Consider the following 15,118-nt stretch of genomic DNA (forward strand, 5'->3'; position numbering starts at 1 on the left):
GGCACTGGAGAGGAAAGGGGTCGCTGCGGCGGCCCCTTTTTTGTTTGAAGCAGCCTGATTTGTATCAGAATGTGACGCATCAAGTTTTACATGGTATCGCAAAATTTGTTTTATGGTTAAAATTCAGTATAGCTGATTATTCTCCTTCAATTGTGGTCGCGACGGGTCTGGGGGGACCCTTTTTAATGCGTCGATATTTGTTTCTACCTTTTGTTGTAGCTGCTGCAATTGCGATAGCCCTCATCACGCGCGTGCCACCTTCACATGATGGCGGCACAGGATATTCCGTACAGTCCGCACAGGCCACATTGCGCGCAATCGCAAGTGAACCAAGACCCGTCGGCTCGCCCGGCCATGATAAAACGCGAAATTGGCTTGTCTCACGCTTTGCTTCGATGGGGCTTGAAGTGAGTACGCAGACAGGTGTCGGGGTACGGCAGGCAAATTTTGACCGGCGGAGAAACGGGTCAGTTAACGTTGCGCCTTATGAAAATATTATCGCAGTGCTACCGGGGCGTAATCGCGCCGACAAGGCTGTGGCATTGATGGCGCATTATGACAGTGCGCCATGGGCCAATGGCGCTGCGGATGATGGCGCGGGGGTTGCGGCGCTTATCGAAACTGCGCGGGTTATGTCAACCGGTCCAAAGCCGACGCGGGACGTGATTTTTATCGCCACTGATGCAGAAGAGCTAGGTCTGATTGGCGCACATGAATTTTTTGACCGCCACACTCTGGCGCAAAGGATCGGCGCAGTCGTCAATGTCGAAGCGCGCGGTTCGCGCGGTCGGGCTATCATGTTCCAGACATCGCCGGGCAATGCTGGCTTGATTGAAACTTGGGCAAGCAATGCGATTTCCCCGACTGGCAACAGCCTTGCCAATGATGTCTATAAAATGCTTCCAAATGACACCGATCTCTCGGTCCCGTTGGCAAAAGGCGTAACGGGTATCAACGCAGCCTTTATTGACCGGTTGCTCGACTATCATATGCCCACCGACAATATCGAGAATCTGGACATCGGCGCTTTACGGCATTTGGGTAATTTTGCACTGACCACGACGCGGGCACTTGCCAATGCAAATGCATTGCCAGCGCAAGGGGCGGATTCAGCCTATTTCGATTTTTTCGGTCTTTTCGTCGTGCGCTATCCGCTGTGGATGGGGTGGGTACTGGTGGCGATCGGCTTCGGTTTCCTGCACACGGCCCAGGTGCAACGGCTGGGTGTAGGGTGGCGTCAGGCGCTCTATGGCACTGCCGGCATGCTAGCTCTCACCGTCGGGGTCGGTGTCATAAGCCATTTGGTTGCGAGTTTTGCCTATGGCAACGGCATGATTCCCTTGCGTGAACGCATCAATGAAATGGGTGCGGTTTTATGGATATATGTCGCATTCGCGGCTGGTTCCATATTGGTGGTCAAGCCGCGCGCCGCAATGTGGACAGGTTCGGTCATATTGATGCTGCTTTGTGCGCTTGCCGCACAAATATGGATGCCGGGGGCAAGTTGGCTGTTCGACTGGGGCGGGTTGATCGGTGCAATTTTACTGAATCTGGCGGCGAGGACAGGGTGGCAAACGCCTGCTGTTCTGTGTGCAAGCGCGATAGTTGGGGGGCTATGGGGGGCATTATTGCTGATTGGGGTCATTGTTACCTATGTGTCGGTTGCACCCATGACACCTGCGCCCATTGCTTTGATCATTCCGTTTGCCGTGACCCTTATCGGACCGGTGATTATGGACTTTGGCAATTTGCGAAGGTCAACCCGCATAGGCACAGGGTTGATCGGCCTTGCTATCGTTGGCGGAATTTTTTTTTCCTTTCATGCCAGCTTTTCAGAACGCAAACCTAAACCGGGCGACCTTTTTTACTATAGTGACCGGCAAAGTGGCAGAAATTTCTGGGCAACCAGTTCGACCGCGCGCGAGTTGCCCGATGGCAATGTAGTTTCCATATCGCCCAAAGGATTTGAAAGCCTGAAATGGAAGGCGGTAAGCGCTCCTTCTGCTCCCATGCCACCACCCAACATCAGCATGGTCGAACAAGGCAATCAGGTAACAATAAATATGGAAAGCAAGGTCGCACCTCGGTTGATGAACTTTACAATTCGCCCGGTTGCAGATTTGGACAACATCCGGGTAAATAACCGGAAGGTGAGGATTCCCGCAGGGCAAGCGACGCGGATTGGCTGGCGTGCCGAGACCCCGAATGCAAAACTGTCGCTTCAATTTGAGCGAAAGCAAGCGGGTCTATTATACATTGATTATCTTTACGCGGTTGAAAAAATGCCGACAGGATCACCCGCGCCAGTTGGCCCCAATACCGACTGGGCACAGTTTAACGGCACAAGGGTAATGAGTGACTCGCTCGTTTTAAGATATGGCGATGACGTTCCCGGCCCATGATGACAAAATTCATGTGCGATACAGGGTGAAACAGGCATCTGGGGACAAAATCAGCAAAGCACTTGGCGGCGCGCTCAAGATTAACTAGGGAATGGTCATGAACAAAAAACTGCTTGTGTCTGTGGCATTGCTTGCCGCCTCTTCGATGCTTTCTGGCTGCGCCGCCCTCGGGCTTGGCGGCGGCGGTGCAAAACCGGGTAGCAACACCCGCTACGTCGCGCGCGATGTAAACACGCTGTACGCGGCGGCAAAAGAGAAGCTGGATAACAAGCAATATCCTGTGGCGGCGGCCCTGTTTGATGAAGTCGAGCGCCAGCATCCCTATTCACCATGGGCGCGCCGTGCCCAGCTGATGAGTTCTTTCAGCTATTATATGGCGCAAAAATATAACGAATCGATCCAGTCATCTCGCCGGTTCCTGTCTATTCACCCGGGAAACAAAGATGCGGCCTATGCCTATTATCTGATTGCGCTTAGCTATTATGAACAAATTAGCGATGTGACACGTGACCAAAAGATTTCGGAACAGGCCTTGGCCGCTTTGGGTGAGGTACAGCGTCGTTACCCGACTTCGCGCTATGCCGCTGATGCTACCTTGAAAGTTGACCTTGTCCGTGACCATTTGGCCGGCAAGGAAATGGAAATTGGCCGCTTTTACCAGCGCCGCGCACTGTGGCTGGCGTCTTCGCTGCGCTTTCGTGAAGTTGTCGACAAATTTGATACGACAACCCACGCGCCTGAGGCTCTATATCGCCTGACTGAATCCTATCTTGCTATGGGCGTTCCAGAAGAGGCAAAGAAGGCGGCGGCTGTTCTTGGGGCCAATTATCCCGGCAGCGAATGGTACAAACGCGCTTATGACTTGATGCAGAAGCACGCGCCCAGCGCTTAGGCCGGGAACCCATAAATATTATCGTCGAGGCTTCAAAATGGCGAAGATATCGGACCAAAATGCGCGCAGTCAGGCAGTCATTTTGCCTGCAAGTGTATTTTGGTTCGAGATCGAAGCCATTATGACGTCCGAAGGATTTGACCCATTTTGCCCATCGCTGCGTCAGAAAGCCTTGAGATATATCCATATCCCGGCGGCTTCCTTCCTTGCTCTGAACAAAATAGCCTCAAACCTCGACGATAATATTTATGGGTTCACGGCCTAATGCCATGCTAACGGGGCTTTCGATCCGCGATGTGGTGCTGATCGAGGCGCTGGACCTTGAATTTGCAGGTGGATTGGGCGTCCTGACGGGCGAGACCGGTGCGGGTAAATCGATATTGCTCGATGCACTGGGCTTGGCGCTAGGGGCAAGGGCCGATAGCGGCCTTGTGCGTAACGGCGCCGAACGGGCGCAAGTGACGGCGAGTTTTGATGCACCCGACAATGTCGTGAGTCTGCTGGCGGATAATGATATCGAAATCGATAAAAAAGAGCCGCTGCTGATCCGGCGTTCAGTCAAGGCCGACGGAGGCAGCAAGGCCTTTATCAACGATCAGCCCTGTTCTGCTGCATTGTTGCGGGATGTCGGTGCGGCTCTGGTGGAAATTCACGGGCAGCATGATGATCGTGGCATGCTCAATCCGCGCGGACACCGACTTTTGCTCGATAGCTTCGGACGGTGCGATACCGCCTTGGTCGCCAGTCACTATACCGCCTGGCAAGAGGCTAAGTCCCGGCTTGATGTCGCACGCGAGGCGCTTGAAAATGCGGCGCGTGACCGGGAATGGCTGGAACATGCCGTTGCCGAACTGGCAAAATTTAATCCGCAACCCGGCGAAGAAGAGCAACTGGCCGGTGAACGCTCCGACATGCAAAAGGGGGAGCGTATTGCCGAGGATTTGAAAGCGGTTCTTGAAAGCTTTGACGGTCCAAAAAGCGGTTTGGCCTTGATCCGCTCTGCGGCACGCAAATTGGACCGGTTGGCCGATGCACATCCCTTACTGGCCGAGGCGCTTACCGCACTTGATCGCGCGGTTATCGAGGCGAGCGAGGCAGAAGACAAATTGAACGCTGCGGCACGGGCGATCGAGTTTGAGCCTGCGCGTCTGGATGAAATTGAAGAGCGCCTGTTCGAACTGCGGGCATTGGCGCGCAAGCATAATGTTGCGCCCGATGCGATAGTGTCGTTGCAGGAAAATCTGAATGCCCGGCTCGATTCCATTCAGGCTGGTGGGGAAGGGCTCGCGAAGCTGGAGGCGGAGGTCAGGGCCAAGCACAGCGCCTTTGTTGACGCCGCCGAAGCAATGAGCGCGGCGCGCTCGCAAGCCGCTGCAAAGCTGGACGCGGCGGTCAAAGCCGAACTCGCACCGTTGAAACTGGATGCGGCGCAGTTCCAGACCGTCGTTGAGCGTCTGCCTGAGGATCGTTGGAGCAGTACCGGTATGGACCGGGTGGAGTTTCTTATCTCCACAAACCCGGGCGCGCCATTTGCGCCCTTGGCGAAAATCGCATCGGGCGGCGAATTGTCGCGCTTCATTCTGGCTTTGAAGGTTGCCTTGGCCGAAGAGGGTGGGGCGGCCACGATCATCTTCGACGAAATTGACCGGGGTGTTGGCGGCGCGGTTGCCGCGGCCATCGGTGAGCGGCTTGCCCGGCTTGCCCGCCATACGCAATTGCTGGCGGTGACGCACAGCCCGCAGGTCGCGGCCAAGGGGCAGGCGCATTACTTCATTGCCAAGTCCAGCCACGGGACAGTTACCCGGACCGGTGTTGTTCTGCTTGATGCAGAAGCAAGGCGGCAGGAAATCGCGCGGATGCTTTCGGGCGCCGAAGTGACTGATGAGGCAAGGGCGCAAGCCGAACGGTTGCTGGAGGGTGTGTGACAATTCCGAATGAAGCAGATGCCGCCAATGAACTTATGCGGCTTGCCAAGCAGATCGCCTATCACAACAAACGCTACCATGCCGAAGACGCGCCGGAGATATCCGACGCGGAATATGACGCATTGGTCCGCCGCAACAATGAACTTGAAACGGCGTTCCCTCACCTGATCCGTCCCGACAGCCCGAACCGCCAGGTAGGCGCCGCGGTCGATGGCTCCGGCCTCAAGAAAGTCACCCACGCCAAACGCATGATGAGCCTAGATAATGCCTTCAATGCCGAAGACGTCGAGGACTTTGTAGGACGGATCCGCCGGTTCCTGAATTTGCCTTCCGAAGCTTCAGTGGAATTAACAGCCGAGGATAAAATCGACGGATTGTCCCTATCACTGCACTATGAAAATGGCGTTCTGAAACAGGCTGCAACCCGGGGTGACGGTACTGTCGGTGAAGATGTCACTGCGAATGTGGCAACCATATCCGATATACCGCAGCATCTTTCAGGCAACCCGCCTGCACTGTTAGAAATCCGCGGCGAAGTTTACATGGCCAAGTCAGACTTTGCGGCCCTTAATTCCGAGCAAGAAACAAAAGGCGGAAAGATTTTCGCCAATCCGCGCAACGCGGCCGCCGGGTCATTACGCCAGAAAGATGCGAGCATCACAGCATCTCGCCCTTTACGTTTTCTGGCCCATGGCTGGGGCGATGTGAGTGGATTGCCTGCCGATAGTCAAATGGGTGTTATGACTGCGATTGCGGAATGGGGCGTTCCGGTATCGCCTCTATTGATTCAGGTCGATAATGCGACCGGCGCATTGGCGCATTATGCCAACATCCAGCGTCAGCGGGCAGAGTTGCCTTATGATATTGATGGGGTGGTGTATAAGGTTGATCGGCTGGATTGGCAGGAACGGCTTGGCTTTGTGGCGAAAGCACCCCGCTGGGCAATCGCGCATAAATTCCCGGCAGAGCAGGCCGAAACAACCTTGGAATCGGTTGATATCCAGGTTGGCCGGACCGGTAAGCTGACACCCGTCGGCCGTTTGAAACCGGTCACGGTCGGGGGTGTTGTCGTATCCAATGTTACCTTGCACAATCGCGACGAAATTGCCCGGTTGGGCGTAAGGCCCGGCGACCGGGTCATCGTTCAGCGGGCAGGGGATGTTATTCCCCAAATCGTGGACAATTTGACCCGCGATATTGATCGGCCCGCCTTTGATTTTCCCGACCACTGCCCCGAATGCGGATCTGAAGCGGTGGCGGAAGAGGGTGAGGTGGATGTTCGCTGCACCGGCGGTTTGATCTGCCCTGCACAACGTGTGCAGCGGCTTATCCATTTCGTTAGCCGTGCAGCGCTTGATATCGAAGGGCTGGGCGAAAAATCAGTGCAGGAGTTTTTTGCGGCCGGCTGGCTGGAAAGTCCTGCGGATATCTTTCGCCTCCACGCCCGCCGACAAGAGATTTTGGCGCGTGACGGGTGGCAGGATAAGTCTGTGGATAATCTGTTGGCAGCCATACAGGCAAAGCGCGCGCCCGATCCTATGAAGTTGCTTTTCGGTTTGGGAATCCGGCATGTCGGGGCAGGGACATCAAAAGATCTGGTCCGCAATTTCGGAACACTCGACGCGATTGCCGAGATTGGCAAGCGCGTTGCTGCGGGCGATGTTTCGGCGGTGGCCGAGCTAACGAGTATTGACGGGATAGGCCCGACAGTAGCCGAAGCGCTGGGAGACTTTTTCCACGAACTGCATAATCGGGATGTATGGGACGATCTGATGCGGGAAGTTGATCCGCCCGCCTATGTGTCTAACATCCGGGAAAGTGAGTGGACTGGCAAAACCATTGTGTTCACCGGAAAGCTGGAAACCATGAGCCGCGACGAAGCAAAGGCTCAAGCGGAGGCACTAGGTGCAAAGGCCGCAGGTTCGGTAAGTGCCAAAACCGATCTTGTTGTGGCAGGGCCCGGCGCGGGTTCGAAGTTGAAGCAGGCGACAGCCTTGGGTGTTAAGATCGTTAACGAAGCGGAGTGGGCCGCAATCATGGCTGCTAGCTAGGGTCAGGACCCAAAGAAAGCTTGGCGGCGTACTGGCTAAAAGGAGCAGCCAGTACGCCGCCAGAACCGCAGCGATCCCCCTCGTGCCGCGCGGTCCAAAGCTTTATCCCTTCAATTTTTGACCAATATCGGCATTATGCCTGACACCAGATCCCGCGACTCCGAAAGGTCTTGCTTCATAACTTTTATATGACGGTTAGTGTCACAATAATGTCAACAACTTTACAATCGGATCATCTGTCTGAAAACATTGGCCGGTCGGTCGATGCTCCGGCACTCTTTGCCAGTTTTCCAGAAGCCCTTCGAACAGAATTGCGAAGTAAAGCGGTTCGCCGGAACTTCGAATCGGGTCAGTTTTTGCATCAACGTGGCGATTCTGCGGGTGGATTCTGGATCATCGATAAAGGACAGGTCAAGTTGGGGCATCAGGACAAGCAGGGTATGATGCACGTCTTGTTCATTTTGGGCCCAGGGGATAGTTTCGGCGAATTGGCTTGCCTGGGCCAATTTAGAAGGGTGCTGGATGCGGAGGCATTGGGCAAAACGGAAATGCTTTGGGTAAGTGAGGCGATTTTGTCAGATATCATTGCAGGTTCAACTGAAATATCCCGCGAAATGCTCAAAATCTTGGCAAAACAATTGCAGGAGGCCCTCGACAATCTTTTGGTATTCAGGAACATGCCTGCACCCAAAAGATTGGCGCAGCGTTTGTTGGCTTTTGTTGCAGACCGGGAACCGCCCGTAACGTTAGGAATAAAGCAACAGGAACTGGCTGAATTGGTCGGTGTGTCCCGTATGACCATAGCCTCTGCCTTGGCTGAACTTGAAGGCCTTGGCTTTGTTTCGAGACATTATGGACATTTGGTAATTGAAGATCCCGCAGCCTTAAAGCGATGGATGAAAAACTAGGCCATAAACGCCTACTTATCTTTGACGAGGTTTGAGGTCATTCTGCTCGTAAGCACATTTAAATCGTTCTGACCTTAAGGGTTGTTGATGTAAAACAGTTTCAAGTGTAACCACTTTCCTATGGCCGATTTCCAGCATGTATATGAAACGCCACCTGATGGTGCCAATGCCGATTGGACGGTTTCCCAGAATTGGGATGCATTCAGCGCGGATGAACATGCCATGTGGGATTTGCTTTTTGCGCGACAATCCGAAATGTTGCCCGAACGCGCAGCCGACGCTTTTATGCGTGGGTTGGATGTGTTGAAATTATCTAGGCCGGGAATTCCTGACTATCGCGAACTGAATGCGCGTTTGTTGGCCGCGACAGGTTGGGAAGTTGTTGCGGTGCCAGGACTGGTTCCTGATGACATTTTTTTCGACCATTTGGCAAATCGCCGCTTTCCCGCTGGGAATTTCATAAGAAGGCCAGACCAGCTCGATTATTTACAGGAGCCGGACGTGTTCCACGACGTTTTCGGCCATGTTCCAATGTTGGCCGATCCTGTCTTTGCGGATTTTATGGTGGCATATGGAAAAGGCGGTTTGCGGTCGCTGGAATATGGTGCACTCGACCATTTGGCGCGGCTATATTGGTACACGGTTGAATTCGGTTTAATCCAGCAACCTGACGGATTGAGAATATATGGTGCGGGTATCGTATCGAGCTTTGCCGAAAGCGTCTTTGCCCTGGATGATTCCAGTCCCAATCGGATAGAATTCGACCTGATGCGCGTTATGCGAACGGAGTATCGGATTGATGATTTTCAGCAAAATTACTTCGTAATTCCCAGCTTGGAGCAGCTACGCCATGTGACAGTGAATACAGATTTTGCGCCCTTATATCGAAGCCTCGAGAAGCTTCCCGATATTGCAGTTGCCGATATCTTGACCAATGATGTTATACTTACGCGCGGAACGCAGGCCTATGTGCAAGGGGCCGGTCGCTAAAAGGGAGGGGGAAAAGCAACCGGCCCCCGCATTCACTGCCGCTTAAGGCAGCAAAACCGAGTCGATGACATGGACGACGCCATTTGATTGCATGACATCAGCGGTGGTGACAGCGGATTGGCCGCCTTTTCCATCGGTAATGACGACGCTGTTTCCTGACATGCGCGCGGTCAATTTTTCGCCCGCAACCGTGGTCAAGGTTGCGCTACCGCCGCCCGATTTAATCGCGGCAATAATGTCGCTGGCGGTCAACTTGCCGGATACAACATGATAGGTCAGGATCTTGGTCAACGTTGCTTTGTTTTCTGGCTTTACCAGCATTCCGACCGTGCCTTCTGGAAGCTTTTCAAATGCGGTGTTTGTTGGGGCAAACACGGTAAAGGGGCCGGGGCTGGCGAGTGTTTCTACCAGGCCCGCTGCCTTGACCGCTGCAACCAGCGTGGTCAAATTAGGCGCTGCCGAGGCATTTTCAGCGATTGTCTTCGCAGGGAACATTGCTGCACCGCCTACAGTTGGGTTGGCCATCTTGTGGTGATTGGCAAAGGCTGCCGTGCCGCCAATTGCGGATGATGCGAGGGCGAGTGCTAAAATAAACTGTTTCGACGTGTACATGGTTTCTACTTTCCTGTTCTGTGCACGTCCGGGGGGTGGCGTGCTACGTACAGGTACGAAGGCATGATGAGGCCGGATGCAGCATGTCGAAAATAATTTTATAAAGTCGCGATTTTTCCGCTCGCAATAACAGGGCCGGTCGCTTTTCCACCGGGTGCGCCACCTTCGGGTTCGGGTGTGATCGCTAAAGTGCCACCTGAACCGAGATATTGTCGCAAATCCGCAGGGACGATAATGGCAGTTGCTGATTTGCTGCCGACAATGCCCAATGACCGCGCCGTCCCATCTGCCGGGATAATCCAAAGCTCTGGATAGAGTTTTCCGGTATCGAGCGAAACGGGCGTGACGATCATACGACCGGTATTTGCGTCATAACTTGCGGTCAAAGAGGCAGAGCCGGTTTCACTGCCCAATGCGGCAATTAAGGGAGCTTCGGGCGCTGGTAACGGTGCGCCGTCAGGCCTTTGTAATAGCAAAATGCCCAATATGGCGGCGGCGCTGACCGAAATGCCGGTCAACGATCGCCAGAATAGCAGTTTACCAGCGCCGACATCCTGATCGGTTGGCAGGGGCAGGGCGCTTTCTATGGCGCGCCACATATGTGCCGGAGGGGCTTCATCGCCGCCCAACATCGGCTGCAAGCGCAGCCGCCAAGCCTCAATTTCCGCGGCAAAACTGGAGTCGGTTGCCATGCGGGCCTCGACTGTTGCACAAGAAGCTGCATCGAGAAGACCCAGTACATATTCACCGGCCAAAGCCATATCATCTTCATGTAGTATAGTCACGACGCCACCTCCATACAGGTGCGTAATTTCATCAAGGCCCGCCGTATCCGGCTTTTGATAGTGCCTAATGGTTCGCCTTCATGCGCGGCAAGATCGGCATAGGTTGCGCCACCAATAAATGCGCTACGAATAAAATGGGCGTCACGGGGGTCAAGACCGTCAATGCAACCATAAAGGAGATCATCTTCACCTTGCGCGAGAAGTTGTGCATCGGCCAAAGGTGATTGATCTGCGATTTCCGCAGCCTCATCGAGCGGAGCCAGCCCTGCTTTTCCTTTTGAACGCAGACGGTCGATCGCGCGGTTTCGTGTTACCGTCACGAGCCAGCTTATTGGACTTGCACGGCCAGCTTCGAAACTCGCGGCCCTGTTCCAGATTGTGATATAGGCGTCCTGCAATGCTTCTTCCGCTTCATTTCTATCGGAGAAGATACGCAGGCACACCCCAAATAGTTTCGCAGAAGTCGCTTTATAAACGGATTCAAAGGCAGAACGATCACCTTTTCCACAACGCAATAACGCGTCGGTGAGCGACGCACGACGGGCCGCATCAAAATCTACCAATATAGAATCTGTTCCCATTACCAGGTGATATGACCCAAGCGGCGGCGTGATGCAATTGGCCAATATCTCACCATGTACCAAAATCCCCTGGTGGTTGGCTGGTTCTCCCATCGGCCCGCAATGGTCGTTGCCAGCCATAACGGGTTCGTTTGACAAATATCAGGCACGGCCAATCGCCGGTGTTCTGGCGCCGTTGCAAACGAAAGCCCAGTTTGCGGTAAGCGCTGACTACGGCACAGGCCTGACTATCCAGCAATCCGGCCACCATCAATGTGCCGCCTTCACCCAAAATCTGTGCAAGCGAAGGGGCCAGTTCGATAAGCGGCCCGGCTAAAATATTGGCAATCAAAAGGTCATAGGGCGCGCGCTGCCGAATGAGAGGGTGATCTGTTCCGGACGCCGTGCACAGGGCAATTTCACCTTGTCTCGCGCCCAGCAGATATCCGTTCAATCTGGCGTTTTCAGCGGTAACGTCAACGCTTACAGGGTCGATGTCCGATGCGGTAAGATAGGCGCGAGGCCAAAGATGGCAGGCAGCAAAGGCCAGCAATCCGGTGCCCGTGCCGATATCAGCGATCAGCTCATATCGTTTGCCCTGACGCTTTAGTTTATCCAGCATTGTGAGGCATCCACTCGTGGTTTCGTGACCACCGGTGCCAAAAGCGCGACTTGCCTCGATATGAATTGAAATTGTGTCTGCGGGGACCTTGCCTTTATTGGCATCGGTATGGATATAGAAGCGTCCCGCGCGCACCGGTTTCAACCCTTGCTGGCTTAACACAACCCAATCTTCGTCGGGCAGTTTTGCAAGTATAGGCTTTGCCTCGGCAGCACTGGGAAGACGGCTTTGGATCAAGGCCACGATTGAAGAGTCAGGTTTTTTTGCGAAGTAAACTTCAATCCGCCATTTCGCGTCGTTGAACGCTTCCACTTCGTCGGCGACGATCGATGGTACAGGGTCCATAGTGGCCAGCCATTCGTCCTCTTCATGCAAAGCTTCTGCTTCTTGCCGCGTGCAAGGCAGGGTAACCTTCCAACTCATTTCAATTTCTCGCTAACAAGGCGCTTGTCGAGCTTGTCACGCGCCGCATTTGCGTAATTTTTGCACCCGTTGGTATCGACCAACATTTTGACACCCGACAGACGTTCCAAAAACTGGCTTTGGGAATTATGCGGCGCGATCAGTACGTCGCATGGATGGAGCGCAGCGACTTTTTCGATAGTAGCGCGAAACATGGACACATATTCGGGATGGTCTGTGAACCTATAATCATCCGCCGACACAGCACCCAGACTGTCGACATAGACAAATTGCAAGCACTTGCCGGCCTTACATGATTGCCATGTCCAGCTCGTACCGCCCGGGCTATGTCCTGGCGTGGCCAAGGCGCGAAGGCGCAAGGGGCCCAGCGTGACTGTTTCACCGTCTTTTATAACCTGGTCGACTTTAATCCCGGGAAATGCCGGGAAAACACCCCTTTGTGGGTCATCGGAATGATATTGTCCGCTTTCCAGACTGGCTTTCGCCTCGGCTCTTGCGATCATTTGAGCGCCCGTGATCCGTTTTAATTCGGCCAGACCGCCGACATGATCCATATGTTCATGGCTGCTAAGTAGGTATTTTACGTCTGCTGGATTGAATCCCAGCTTACGAATATTTTCGGCAATGGACGCAGCGGCTTCTTCGGTTGCCCCGTCGATTAGTATATGCCCGGTGGGTGAAGTGATCAGCAGAACGGTGATGCCACATGTTCCAACCATATAAACATTGCCAAATACCGATGCAGGCGGTGCCTTATCGCTCCAGCCATCCTTGCCTTCGCATTGCTGGGCAATATATTGGCCACTATATTTTTGGTCAGCCTTTATTTGCGTCAGGCTTTGGCCAGGGGCGCATCCCGCCAATAACAACATGGCCAGCGCCATAAGCTTACCGGACATAACTGGCTCCGTTCACGTCCAGAACAGCGCCGGTCATCGATGGCGGGGCATTGACCGCACAGAATTTTGCAATGGCAGCGACCTCTTCAGGGTCCGCAACTTTGCCAAGAGGAATATCCGCCAGGAGCTTGTCGCCGCCTCTGCTTGCCAAATAATCTTCCGCCATTCCGGTCATGGTAAAGCCCGGGCATATCGCAAAGGCAAGAATTCCTTCAGAAGCATAGCCACGGGCAATTGTCTTCGTCATCGCGACCATGCCCGCCTTGGATGCGGCATAATGCCAATGCTCCGGGCTATCCCCGCGATAGGCGGCGCGGCTAGCAATATTGACGATACGGCCGGACCGTTGCGTTTCTTTCCAGTGCAACACCGCCAAACGGCAGAGCACAGCGCTCGCCGTGAGGTTTATCTGCATCGTCCGGTTCCAGCTCTCCAGCCAATCCGCCTCCGATGAATCGAGCAGGTTGGCATCAAAGATACCGGCATTGTTGATGAGGACATCAATTTGGCCATCAAACCGTTGCACCGCGCTGCGCCATAAATGCGATGGCACAAGTGGATCCGCCAGGTCACCATCCCGGCTGGAGAGGCCAACAACATCAAACAGATCCGGGTCAAACGCATTGACGATGGCGGCACCGATTCCACGCGAGGAACCAGTTACTAATATTTTGGTTTTCATTCCCGCTGCTTTTCACAACGGGCCGGGAAATTCAATGTCCGTTATCGTAAATCATCGCGGTTTTGAGTTATCCGAGGCTGCCGGCAAATTTACTCGCATTATGACGAAGCGACGATAATTTGGAATTCACTTCGTTGAAACCTTGTTCCAATGCAGTAATTTCGGAAACGACATTTTCGGTGTCGGACCTAATGGCGGATATAGTGTTCGACATTAAATCAGCAGCAAGCGCGGTTTCATCGACCGATGCTGTAATCATTGTGACTGTCTGGGCTTGATCTTCCATCGCGTGCCGGATTCGTTCCGCAGAGTGCTGAACTTCGCCAACAATTGAGCGAATTGCCGCATTGGATTCGACCGACGCTTTGGTTGCATTTTGAATGGCAGAGATTTTTTGCGCGATTTCGTCGGTTGCCTGGGCTGTCTGGTTGGCCAGACTTTTGACTTCCTGTGCCACCACGGCAAAACCGCGACCGGCATCGCCTGCGCGCGCCGCTTCGATTGTGGCGTTGAGCGCCAGCAAATTGGTTTGCCCGGCAATTTCGCGGATGAGTGCGAGTATTGAATCAATGGATTGCGACTGTTCGGATAGCGTGTCAGTTGCAATCACACTTTGCGTGGCCTGGGCTGCGGCGCGTGTGGCAACGTCCGACGCGGTTTCCACTTCGGTGCGCGCATCTTCAATAGCGCGGATAAGTCCTGCCGCAGTTTGGGCAGCCTCTCGCATGGCAACCGCAGATTGTTCTGACGCAGCGGCAACTTCCGAGGTTTTAGCCAGCATACCGTGGGCCATTTGTGAACTGTTTGCGGCCTGATATTTCAACATGGTGGTTTGCTCCGAAATCGCTGAAGTCGCGTTTCCGATATCAGTTTCAAAATTGGCTGAATTCGCGGCTTTAGCCTCATAATGGCGCTTTTGTTCATATTCGCGATAGATGACTGCAAATGTAGTTAGTTCAATCGCGTTGAGTTTTGAAATGGTATCAACAAGTATCCGAATTTCTTCAATCGACAATCCGGTCTGGCTTAAAATCATCCCTGTGGATCGTGCATTGGCGGTACCGGTTGCGGCCAGCACAGCGTCCAGGGGAATGCCGCGTTCAAAGGAATCGACAATAAGTGCCCTGCTTATATTAAGCCATTTGCGTTCTTCAAATCGCGCGGTTCGCATTTCCATGTAGGTGGTTAGCAAATCCCTCGATTTCGTATAGGTTTCGCCTTGCAAACTTGAACCGAATTCTGGGGAGTTTCGCCAATAGGACCAATAATCCTCGCTAAGCTCAACATAACGACCTTCGAAATAGACCGAAAGTTTCCGGCAATTTTCTGACAGGGTTCTGTCACTATCATAGGGAGCTATAATAGCT

14 protein-coding genes are annotated in these 15,118 nt (G+C 53.7%); 7 read left to right on the forward strand and 7 right to left on the reverse strand.

From position 1 onward, the window contains the following. Positions 1 to 185: 185 nt before the first annotated feature. The 7 genes from EUU23_RS03935 (at position 186) to phhA (ending at position 9,168) form a co-directional block, all read left to right on the forward strand. Positions 186 to 2,402 (forward strand): M20/M25/M40 family metallo-hydrolase, encoded by a 2,217-nt coding sequence (locus EUU23_RS03935; RefSeq protein WP_160352793.1) that lies wholly within the window; start codon positions 186 to 188, stop codon positions 2,400 to 2,402. A 97-nt stretch (positions 2,403 to 2,499) separates the two neighbouring features. Beyond that, positions 2,500 to 3,294, forward strand: a complete 795-nt coding sequence (locus EUU23_RS03940; RefSeq protein WP_160352794.1) for an outer membrane protein assembly factor BamD — start codon at positions 2,500 to 2,502, stop codon at positions 3,292 to 3,294. Between the two features lie 37 nt (positions 3,295 to 3,331). Continuing rightward, positions 3,332 to 3,559, forward strand: a complete 228-nt coding sequence (locus tag EUU23_RS03945) for a hypothetical protein (protein WP_160352795.1) — start codon at positions 3,332 to 3,334, stop codon at positions 3,557 to 3,559. Positions 3,560 to 3,563: 4 nt separating this feature from the next. After that, entirely contained in the window at positions 3,564 to 5,219 is a 1,656-nt protein-coding gene (recN, locus tag EUU23_RS03950) for a DNA repair protein RecN (RefSeq protein ID WP_160352796.1), read from the forward strand. A gap of 35 nt (positions 5,220 to 5,254) precedes the next feature. Next, entirely contained in the window at positions 5,255 to 7,270 is a 2,016-nt protein-coding gene (gene ligA / locus EUU23_RS03955; protein ID WP_160353523.1) for an NAD-dependent DNA ligase LigA, read from the forward strand. 209 nt (positions 7,271 to 7,479) lie between these two features. Beyond that, positions 7,480 to 8,178, forward strand: coding sequence for a Crp/Fnr family transcriptional regulator (locus EUU23_RS03960; RefSeq protein ID WP_160352797.1), 699 nt, complete (start codon positions 7,480 to 7,482; stop codon positions 8,176 to 8,178). Between the two features lie 120 nt (positions 8,179 to 8,298). After that, positions 8,299 to 9,168 carry a phenylalanine 4-monooxygenase gene (gene phhA / locus EUU23_RS03965; RefSeq protein ID WP_160352798.1) on the forward strand — a complete coding sequence of 290 codons (870 nt, stop codon included), beginning with the start codon at positions 8,299 to 8,301 and terminating at the stop codon, positions 9,166 to 9,168. 42 nt (positions 9,169 to 9,210) lie between these two features. Here phhA and EUU23_RS03970 read toward each other — a convergent pair whose 3' ends face one another. From EUU23_RS03970 to EUU23_RS04000, 7 genes are all read right to left on the reverse strand, one after another. After that, entirely contained in the window at positions 9,211 to 9,780 is a 570-nt protein-coding gene (locus tag EUU23_RS03970; protein ID WP_160352799.1) for a fasciclin domain-containing protein, read from the reverse strand. A gap of 98 nt (positions 9,781 to 9,878) precedes the next feature. Continuing rightward, positions 9,879 to 10,565 (reverse strand): anti-sigma factor domain-containing protein, encoded by a 687-nt coding sequence (locus tag EUU23_RS03975; RefSeq protein ID WP_160352800.1) that lies wholly within the window; start codon positions 10,563 to 10,565, stop codon positions 9,879 to 9,881. Continuing rightward, positions 10,562 to 11,146, reverse strand: coding sequence for a sigma-70 family RNA polymerase sigma factor (locus EUU23_RS03980; protein WP_160352801.1), 585 nt, complete (start codon positions 11,144 to 11,146; stop codon positions 10,562 to 10,564). Before EUU23_RS03980 ends, EUU23_RS03975 begins: the two co-directional genes overlap by 4 nt. 49 nt (positions 11,147 to 11,195) lie before the next feature. Next, on the reverse strand, positions 11,196 to 12,170 hold the full coding sequence (locus EUU23_RS03985) for a 50S ribosomal protein L11 methyltransferase (RefSeq protein ID WP_160352802.1): 975 nt from the start codon (positions 12,168 to 12,170) through the stop codon (positions 11,196 to 11,198). Beyond that, entirely contained in the window at positions 12,167 to 13,069 is a 903-nt protein-coding gene (gene bla, locus EUU23_RS03990) for a subclass B3 metallo-beta-lactamase (protein WP_246156079.1), read from the reverse strand. Before bla ends, EUU23_RS03985 begins: the two co-directional genes overlap by 4 nt. Continuing rightward, a complete protein-coding gene (locus EUU23_RS03995) occupies positions 13,059 to 13,751 on the reverse strand; it encodes an SDR family NAD(P)-dependent oxidoreductase (protein ID WP_160352803.1) in 693 nt (230 codons plus the stop codon). Before EUU23_RS03995 ends, bla begins: the two co-directional genes overlap by 11 nt. A gap of 67 nt (positions 13,752 to 13,818) precedes the next feature. Further along, positions 13,819 to 14,928: a methyl-accepting chemotaxis protein gene (locus EUU23_RS04000; RefSeq protein WP_160352804.1), complete on the reverse strand. Its 1,110-nt coding sequence runs from the start codon at positions 14,926 to 14,928 to the stop codon at positions 13,819 to 13,821. Positions 14,929 to 15,118: the final 190 nt, after the last annotated feature.

Origin of the sequence: Sphingorhabdus profundilacus, from assembly GCF_009769755.1 — a bacterium.
GTDB classification, from domain to species: Bacteria; Pseudomonadota; Alphaproteobacteria; order Sphingomonadales; family Sphingomonadaceae; genus Sphingorhabdus_B; species Sphingorhabdus_B profundilacus.